Here is an 8,910-nt window from a genome sequence, read left to right as displayed (position 1 = left end):
CCGACAAGAACGGGATACGCGTTCGGAGGTTGGTACACCGACGAAGAACTGACGGAACCATATATTTTCACGACTGTGGTGACGGGCAACGTGACGCTGAACGCGAAGTGGACGGCTCAAGTGACGGAGACTCCTGACGGGGGCGGGACGGTCTACCCGACGCCAACGCCAACTCCTGCTGCCGGTGAAGAGAAGGGCTTGCTCATCAACGGCAAGCAGGGACATGCGGACATCACCAGTACTACGGACGGTAAAGGCCGCAAAGTAACAACGGTGACCATTGATTGGAACAAGGATAATCAGACGCTGGCCGGTGATTCGCAGGGGACAGTCCTCGAGATTGAAGCGGATGCGGAGAGCGACGTACTTGCAGCAGAGCTGAGCATGGAACTTCTGAAGGCATTGATCGACAGAGGCGGCAAGATCCAATTGCGCACGGCATTCGCATCGTATGCCATCGACGCGTCTCTGTTGGATCTGGAAGCGTTGCTGGAGCAACTGGGACCGAACGTTCGGGCGAAGGATGCCGTCGTGCGTATCGAAATCGCCCCTTCGAATGACCGTATCGTCCGTCTGCTAAGGGAAAGGGCTGAAGTTGGAGACTTCCAGGTCATCGCGCCTCCGGTTCATTTTGCGGTATGGGTCAAAGCCGGGGACCTGGGAATCGAAGCGAACAACTTTGCGGCTTATGTTGAGCGGACCATTTCCATACCAAATGGGGTTAACCGCAGGTTGATGTCTACGGGCGTTGTCATCGATCCCGACGGAACGGTTAGGCATATACCGACCCGGATGCTGGTGAATAACGGGATATACGCAGGTGCGATGAACAACCTGACCAACAGCGATTACGCATTGATCGGATACAAGGCGGCATTCGACGATATGAAGGGGCATTGGGCGAGCAGCGCCGTCCTTGATATGGGATCGCGCTTGATCATCGAAGGTATAGGAGAGAGGCTTTTCGCTCCGGATCGTTCCATTAAGCGCGCGGAATTTGCGGCCATTCTGGTGCGTGCGCTAGGCCTTGGCCAAAATACGCAAGCCGGTATCGGCAATTTCTCCGACGTCCGCGAAGGAGAATGGTATGCCGGGGCAATAGGGACGGCTTATGAATATGGCTTAATCGGAGGATTCGAGGACGGCACATTCCGCCCGAACGATGACGTAACACGCGAACAGGCCATGATGATGATCGCGAATGCGATGAGATGGACGGGGTTGACTGACAAGGCAGACGCTGGAGCTGATCCATTGAGCGGATTCCCGGACGCAGCTCAAGCTTCGGCTTGGGCGGAGACTTCGCTGAATAAGGGGCTTGCGACCGGCATTCTCTCCGGCACGCCGAAGGGGGAGCTCGCGCCTGGGACCAAGTTGACCCGTGCGCAGGCAGCTGTCATGGTTCAGCGTTTGTTAAAGGAGTCGGGACTCATCTAACCAGGTGTAATGAAGCACGAATAATCGCCGCAAAAAAAGGTTATCCTCAGCATTCGTTCATCTCGTTGAACGAATGCGGGATAACCTTTTCCAGTATGCCGCCGAAGTCAGCGTACCGCCTCGATCACCTTCGCGCGCAGTCCGTCATCGGCAGGTGCGCCGAGCGCAAGCTCAAGCGCCCAAAGTACGGCTCCTGCGGCTGGCGGCTCCTGCAGCAAAATAAATCGGCATTCCCGGCCGGTTAAGCCCGAGACGAACCCCATATAACGATCCCGCATAATCGGCGAAGCCGCTTTCGCCCAGACGGAGCCGGCCATCACGATGTCGACAGGCTTATCGTCGTCGAAGTCGAGATGCCCCAAGCAGCCGACCGTAGAATAGGCAAGCTGGCGGGCCGAGTGGTCGACGATGCCGGACGCGACAGCATCGCCTTGCTCTGCAGCTGCAAGAAGTGTCGTCACGATCTCGGTATACGGCAAGCTTCGGGCGACCAAACCTTCAAGTCCCCGATCCATAAACGTCTCCTTGGAAGACGCGCCGATCAGCGCCATGACGGGCTCCGTCATGGACGTCTCCGGGCCCAGGCGGTAGAAGCTGTCGTAGATGGCGCGCAGAACACGCCGCGTCAAGTAAAAGCCGCCGCCCTCGTCGCCGGCGAGCTCGCTGCCGACTCCCCCGACCTGAAGACGTTTGCCGCTCTTCGAGATGCCGCAGGTAGAAACGCCCGAACCGTTGATGGAGCAGATGCCGTAGCCGTGCGACGTCCCCGCTTTGATGCCGAGGAAGGCATCGTTGTCCATCGCGAAGCGGGTGAACCCGAGACGTTCGATAACGGCGTTCAGCTGCGCCTTCTGCGAAGGAATGTCCGCGCCTGCCAGCCCGAACGCTCCTGCCGCGATATCCGCCAAGGACAACCCGCTTCGTGCAAGCAGTGATGATATCTGCTCATGCATAACGCTGTAAGATTTGGCGTAGCTCTCCGGGAACTGCTCGTGGCTGCAGGTGCCGGACCTGATATGATCCTTAAGCGTTCCGTTCAGGTCGAACAAATAATAATCCGTCTTGCTATTGCCGCCGTCGACGCCGATGACGTACTTGCTCATGGCGATTCCCACTCCTCCCTGCGTTATTCGAATTTGAACTGGGGCAAATATTCCTTGTGCGCTTCCTTCAATTCCCTAAAGCAAGCCAGCGCCGTATTATAATCGCCAACGAGCGGATTCATCATCAACGCCCGCATGGCGGCTTCTTCGCTGCCTTCGACGGCCGCGGCGACTGTCTCGCGTTCGTATGCCTTCACCATTCGCATGTAGTCGATAATATGGCGGTTGTCGAAGTCTTCGATAACAAGCGGCTTCGCGCCATCCTTGCCTATGACTGCAGCTACCTCAATGGCATCGTTATGCTCCATGAAGTCCAGCGCTCCGCCGTTTAGCAGATTCACGACATGGACCTCCTGCTTGTCATTGTAGATGGCATCGACGAGGCTGATCGCGACTTCGGAATAGTTGGCGCCGCCGCGCGAGGCCAGAAGCTCGGGTTTTTCATGCAGCTCTGCATTGGAGTAGATGCCCAGAAGCTCTTCCTCGATGTCCATACATTTCTCTCCGCGGGATTGCTCGCTGTCCTTCAATAGCTTCAGCTTTTTGTCCTTGAAATAATAATATTCCATATAGGAGGAAGGAATAGCGCCTACGAGCTGCACCAGTTCCTGGCTAAAGCCGCTGGAAGGAATGTTCTTCATTGCTTCGCTGTTGAGCCCCATCTCGAGAGCGTCCTTCAGATAGTCTTTGCCGTCCTGCTCAATGGCTGTAATCCAGCTCAGATGGTTGAGCCCGACGTAAGTCAAATCCGCGTTTGGCAATTGAAGCGTTTCTCGAATGCTCTTGTACATATTGTAAGGGACATTGCATAGTCCCAGCATTTTGACATTCGTATGATTCAAAATCGCTTCCGTAATGATTCCCGCGGGATTGGAGAAGTTAATCAGCCAAGCGTCGGGGCATAGCTGCTCCATGCGCTTCGCGATGTCGAGCATAACGGGGATCGTGCGCATCGCCTTAAAGAAGCCGCCGATTCCACAGGTTTCTTGACCGATCAGATCGTACTTGAGCGGTATCTTCTCGTCCAGCACGCGAGCGGGCAGCTTGCCGACGCGAATCTGGCCGAGCACGAAGCTAGCTCCTTGGAGAGCTTCATCCAGCTCCATCGTTTTAACGACCGTGCAGTTCATTCCCGCTGCCTGTACCATGCGATCGCATAAGCCGCCAACGATCTCGAGCTTGCGGGCGTCGATATCCATAAGCGCCAGCTCTGTCAGCGGCAGATTGTCTTTGCGTTTAATAATGCCCTCCATCAGTTCCGGGGTATAGGTGCTTCCTGCCCCGATAATGGCAATTTTTAATGCTGTTCCCATGTCCCTCATCCTTTGCTCGTTTATGATTCATCATAATGGCGTAGATGCACGTCAATTGGTGCCCATTATAACATGCTACAAGAATTTCAGGCAATAAAAGTTGCAATATTTACTTCAAAATGATAATAATATTTTAAAATAATATTTTATTAAACTCGTCACTCGATATATGTCCATATATCCGATGCAAACACTTGTAATTTGGCAGGAATCCGTATACGATGTAACCACAATGGAATTTCCGAGCTTCCGAGCTCCCGGCCAGACTATCCAGATCAGCTTCTTAGTGGCGACAAAACCTACGAAACGGCAGGTAACGTCATATGGCGATAAACGATAACGTATTAATCAAGATCCGCGACAGAAAGGATAGTCTGACCCCGGTCGAACGGCTGGTGGCGGAATATATCCTTGCGAATAAGGAAGAAATTCCGCATTTGTCGATCAAGAGCCTTGCGCAAGGCAGCAAAACAAGCGACGCTTCGGTGCTGCGCTTCTGCAAGACGATGGGGTATAACGGCTATCGCAGCTTTATCGTCAGCATCTCTGCGTCGCTGGGCTCGATGGACGAAGACAGCGGCGAACAATATAGCGACATTCAGCCTGGCGACGACCTCAGTACGATCATATCCAACATCGGACGCAACAATGTGCGTTCCATCGAGGATACGCTTAGCGTGCTTGACCGCCCTGCGGTAGCTCGTGCCATCAAGGCGCTGCAGTCCAGCAAACGTCTGATGTTTTTCGGCATTGGCGCGTCGGGGCTGGTGGCTCAGGACGCCGAGCAGAAGTTTACGCGGATCAACAAGATCTGTCATGCTTTTACGGACGGCCATAGCCAGTTGACGGCCGCTTCCTTGCTGACCAAGGAGGACGTCGCCATCTTTATATCCAATTCCGGAGACACGGTGGAAATACTCGACTCGCTGGAAATAGCCAAAAAAAACGGTGCTCATATTGTGGCGATCACGAAATACAGCAAAAGCGAACTATCCGACAAGGCGGATTCTTTGCTGAGCATATCGACGCCGGAAATTTCCATTCGCAGCGGCGCCATGGGATCGCGCATCGCGATGCTCACGATTATCGATATGCTGTTCGCCGGCGTGGCAAGCGCGGACTATCAGCAGGTCAAAAAGTATCTCTCCAAGAGCAGAAGCATCATCTCCAACAAGCGTAGAAGGTAACGCTCCCCATTAGCGATCATGAACGACACTCCAGCCTGCAGGCTGGAGTGTTTTTGCTGCTCAGGCCATGGAGTAATACTTGGCAGCAGAACCCGGATTAATTTTTCATAAGCGCTGTTTGGTTGAGTCGGAGTAGGAGGAGGAGGCGTTCAAAAAGAGAAGGATTAGCGCATGTTGGTGGACCTGGTCAGTGAGGTAATCAAAGAGGAGTCCAAAGTGGTAATTGTACGAAAATACACAAATTAGCTTACATACGGATTAGAGATTCGTGAATTTGTACATTTATCCCTATTTTTAACCTCGATAAGAGTCTATAGGGGCGAAATGGAACTAGAATTGTGTATTTTTGTACAATTTACCACCAGGGAGAGGCTTCAGTTTAAATATTTGAGTATATTTGCACAATTCATACTGAGGTGGCCTACTGTAAAGTAGCCTAGCGGAGTTTAGCATCCGTGTTGTGCAAATCGTCCGGCATCCCGTCATCCCAGCGTCCCGTCCTAGCGACCCGTCCCGGCATCTCATCATCCCGCGTCCAAGCGTCCCCATGTCCCGGTGACGCGTCTCGTCGTCCCGTCAACCCGTCATCCAAACGTCCCGAAGTCGACGTCCCTGCATCCAGTCATCCCGACATCCCGACGTCCCAGCGTCCCCATGTCCCGGCGACGCATCCCGTCCCCCCGTTATTCCAGCATGCCCACGTCTCGTCATCCCGTCCCGACATCCCAGCGTGCCCATGTCGCGGCATTCCGGCGTCCAGGCACCCTGGCATCCCGTCATCCCCACGTCCCGACATCCCGACATTCGTTCGGGGATGGTCTGTTGTAGGCGCATCCAGCTCCGTATTTTCTTAAGCACAAGTTGGAAATTTTAAACTTTAAATGATGAATGCGCTTACCCCGATGATGGCCGGAAAGCCGCACCGCCAAAGGTTCGACGGCATTTGTGCATCTCGCACAATTTGTGATATAAAATGCCAATGTTTTATGACACTATAAAATAATATTTCAAAAACTATTGACGGAGCTGAAATAAATTCTTAATATAGAGTCATGAACAACAACAACAAACGCATCACGAATGACACTGAAGACAATAACCATACTAGCATTATGGGCAGCGTCGACAACAGGGTGGAATTCGATCACATGGACAGCAACTTGTCCAAACATGATCACGTAAGGGGAATCACGATGAAGGACTATCTTGCAAGCTTGACGACGGAAGGGATCAACCCCGAGACCGGGATGATCGACGAATTGTCCACCGAAGGCATGCTGGAGCTCATGAACCAGGAGGATGCCAAGGTACACGTGGCGGTGAGGCAGGAAATTCCTCGCATTGCGTTGGCCGTGGAAGCGCTTCATCATGCGCTGTCGACTGGCGGAAGAATGTTCTATATCGGAGCAGGAACGTCAGGAAGGTTAGGCGTGCTGGATGCTTCGGAATGTCTGCCGACGTTCGGCGTGGATCCATCGCTCGTGCAGGGCTATATTGCCGGAGGCGATCAGGCGCTGCGAATCCCCGTGGAAGGATGCGAGGATGACGGCGATGAAGGCAGGGCGCTGATCGATCAGATCGGCGTGACGGGCAAAGACGCGGTCATCGGAATCTCGGCGAGCGGCAGCGCGGCCTTCGTTATCGAAGCGCTTCGCAGAGCCAGCGAGTTGGGAGCTGTCACGATCGGCGTCGTAAACAACAAGGACACGAAGCTGTCGGAGGCGGCGGACATTACCATCGCTCCGGTGGTGGGCCCGGAAGTAATCGCAGGCTCCACGAGATTAAAGGCGGGAACGGCCCAGAAGCTTGTACTGAACATGCTGACGACCACCACTATGGTGAAGCTAGGCAAGACGTACAACAATCTGATGGTCGATCTCAAGGCCAGCAACAAGAAGCTGTTCGACCGATCCCTCCGAATCATCAGGACGGCGACTGGGACGGACGAAGCTACGGCGGAGCAATACTTGCGACAGTCCGAACTCGACTGCAAGCTGGCGATCATGATGATCAAGTCCGGGCTTGGAGCCGAAGAGGCGAAGAAAGTGCTGGCGAACTGCGGCGGCAACCTTAAGAGGGCTATACGTGCCTGTTCCCAAGTGAAGTAAGGTTTGCGCGAAGGGGAAGAACGTTATAGATTTATCCTTATAATGTTCTTCAACTTTTTCGCAAACGGACCCGCTGCTCTTTTATCAGAGGAGGTACAGCGGTTCGCCTGGGACGGATCGTATATATAGAATTTCAAATAAAGGGAGGATCTTGGCAATGAAAAGTAAATCGAAAATTGCTGCATCTGTGCTTGCTCTGACTTTATCCTTAGGAACGCTCTCCGCTTGCGGCTCCGGGAACAACAACGAGCCCGCCCAAACGGCGAAGCCGTCTAACACTGCAAACGGCGGAGCATCGGAGGCGAAGGACACCATCACGGCGCTTCTGCCGCCGGTATCCCCAACGTATCAAGAAAACTTTAAGCAGATGGAAGCCGACTTTAACAAGCTGTATCCGAACCTGACTTTGAAAATCGAACCTGCCAGCTGGGAAGACATGACTCAGAAGCTGGATACGCAAGTAAACGCGGGCAGCCCTCCGGACCTTGCCTTTATCGGCTCCGACGGCATCTCGAAATACGCCCAGATGGGCATGCTGCTGGACATCAAGGATCTGGTAAGCGCGGACATGATCGCGGACTACGATGAAGCGGCGCTTGCTTACATGAAGAACGGCGACGGTCTGTACGGCCTGCCGGCTTACATGGAAGTACACTCCATCGGCGGCAACAAGCAATTCCTCGAAGAAGCCGGCGTCGACTGGAAGAAAGTGCAGCAAGAAGGTTGGACGTACGATGAATTCCGCGAGGCCATCAAGAAAGGCGTCGTAAAGGAAGGCGACAAGACGTCGCGTTACGGCTTCGTATTCGCTACGGCTGGCGTAGCCTCCAAGGACTACCTCAGCATTCTGGTGAAAAACGCGGGCATGCCGTCTCCATTTACAAAGGATCTGAAATACGCATACACAAGCAAAAACTATTTGACCGTTCTGAACGCGGTTCGCGAATTGATCGACGACGGCTCCATGCCGAAGGAGCTCAGCTCCGTTGACGCCGGCAAACGCTGGAACATGTTCTTGACGGGACAGACGATGATTACGGGCAAAGGTCTTGCCGTTTTCGAAAACTCCGCGAACAAAAACAACGCGAAGATCGACGCGAAGGACGGAAGCGCGGTTGAAGGCAGCATCAAAGTGGACTATATCGCGTTGCCGCTTCCATCCTTTGCAGGTCAAGAGCCGGTCTCCCATGCGGTCGTTGACGGTTATGTCGCTTTCCGCGGCAAAAAGGATCCAACAGACGAGCATAAAGCGAATATCGCGAAGGCGGCTTACTTCCTGTCCAGCGGTCAGGTAGCCGCAACAACGAATAATGACCTGTTTGCAGCGCATATTACCAAGAGCGCCCGCGAAGCGGCAGCCAGCATGGAGTCGAATCGCAATCCGGACAATATCGCAGCTGTCGATAAGATGTTGGAGCATGCAGCTCCTGCCCGTCCTGACATCCCTGTAGAATTGGGTTCCAAGGCGATCAAGCTGGAGAACGAGGTTGTCATTCCGAAGCTGCAAGCGCTGCTTGCAGGCGAGATTACGCCTCAAGAGATGTACGATGCCGTGAAAAAAGGCGCTATCGAGGCCTTCGGAGCGGACGGAATCGTGCAAGATTAATGAATTTCGCTCGGATAGCCGCTCTCATGCCGAGGCGGCTATCCGAATTTATAGCTGCAGGGATACTACGTGATCAAAAGCGGACTTTTTGAACGACCTCTTAAAGTACGTGTTCAAAAAGTTCGGTTACCAGTACCGAGAAGATTGGATGAAGCC

The 8,910-nt window shown here is 53.6% G+C and carries 6 protein-coding genes; 4 read left to right on the top strand and 2 right to left on the bottom strand.

The window, feature by feature from the left end; all coding sequences use genetic code 11:
- On the top strand, positions 1–1,437 hold a 1,437-nt coding region (locus B1748_RS35865; protein ID WP_179216007.1), incomplete at its 5' end, for an S-layer homology domain-containing protein.
- A gap of 107 nt (positions 1,438–1,544) precedes the next feature.
- Here the strand turns inward: B1748_RS35865 and B1748_RS35860 are convergent.
- A complete protein-coding gene (locus tag B1748_RS35860) occupies positions 1,545–2,540 on the bottom strand; it encodes an N-acetylglucosamine kinase (RefSeq protein ID WP_087572763.1) in 996 nt (331 codons plus the stop codon).
- A 23-nt stretch (positions 2,541–2,563) separates the two neighbouring features.
- Positions 2,564–3,853, bottom strand: a complete 1,290-nt coding sequence (locus tag B1748_RS35855; RefSeq protein ID WP_087572762.1) for a 6-phospho-beta-glucosidase — start codon at positions 3,851–3,853, stop codon at positions 2,564–2,566.
- A gap of 323 nt (positions 3,854–4,176) precedes the next feature.
- On the opposite strand from B1748_RS35855, the gene B1748_RS35850 reads away from it, so the two are divergent.
- From B1748_RS35850 to B1748_RS35840, 3 genes are all read left to right on the top strand, one after another.
- Positions 4,177–5,040, top strand: a complete 864-nt coding sequence (locus tag B1748_RS35850) for a MurR/RpiR family transcriptional regulator (RefSeq protein WP_087572761.1) — start codon at positions 4,177–4,179, stop codon at positions 5,038–5,040.
- A gap of 1,193 nt (positions 5,041–6,233) precedes the next feature.
- On the top strand, positions 6,234–7,148 hold the full coding sequence (gene murQ, locus B1748_RS35845) for an N-acetylmuramic acid 6-phosphate etherase (protein WP_087572764.1): 915 nt from the start codon (positions 6,234–6,236) through the stop codon (positions 7,146–7,148).
- Positions 7,149–7,305: 157 nt separating this feature from the next.
- Positions 7,306–8,754, top strand: a complete 1,449-nt coding sequence (locus B1748_RS35840; protein ID WP_087572760.1) for an ABC transporter substrate-binding protein — start codon at positions 7,306–7,308, stop codon at positions 8,752–8,754.
- The last annotated feature ends 156 nt before the right edge of the window (positions 8,755–8,910 follow it).

The sequence above is a fragment of the Paenibacillus sp. MY03 genome, assembly GCF_002165585.1.
In the GTDB taxonomy this organism is placed as follows: Bacteria; Bacillota; Bacilli; order Paenibacillales; family Paenibacillaceae; genus Pristimantibacillus; species Pristimantibacillus agaridevorans.
This window is presented reverse-complemented; position numbering and strand designations above follow the sequence as displayed.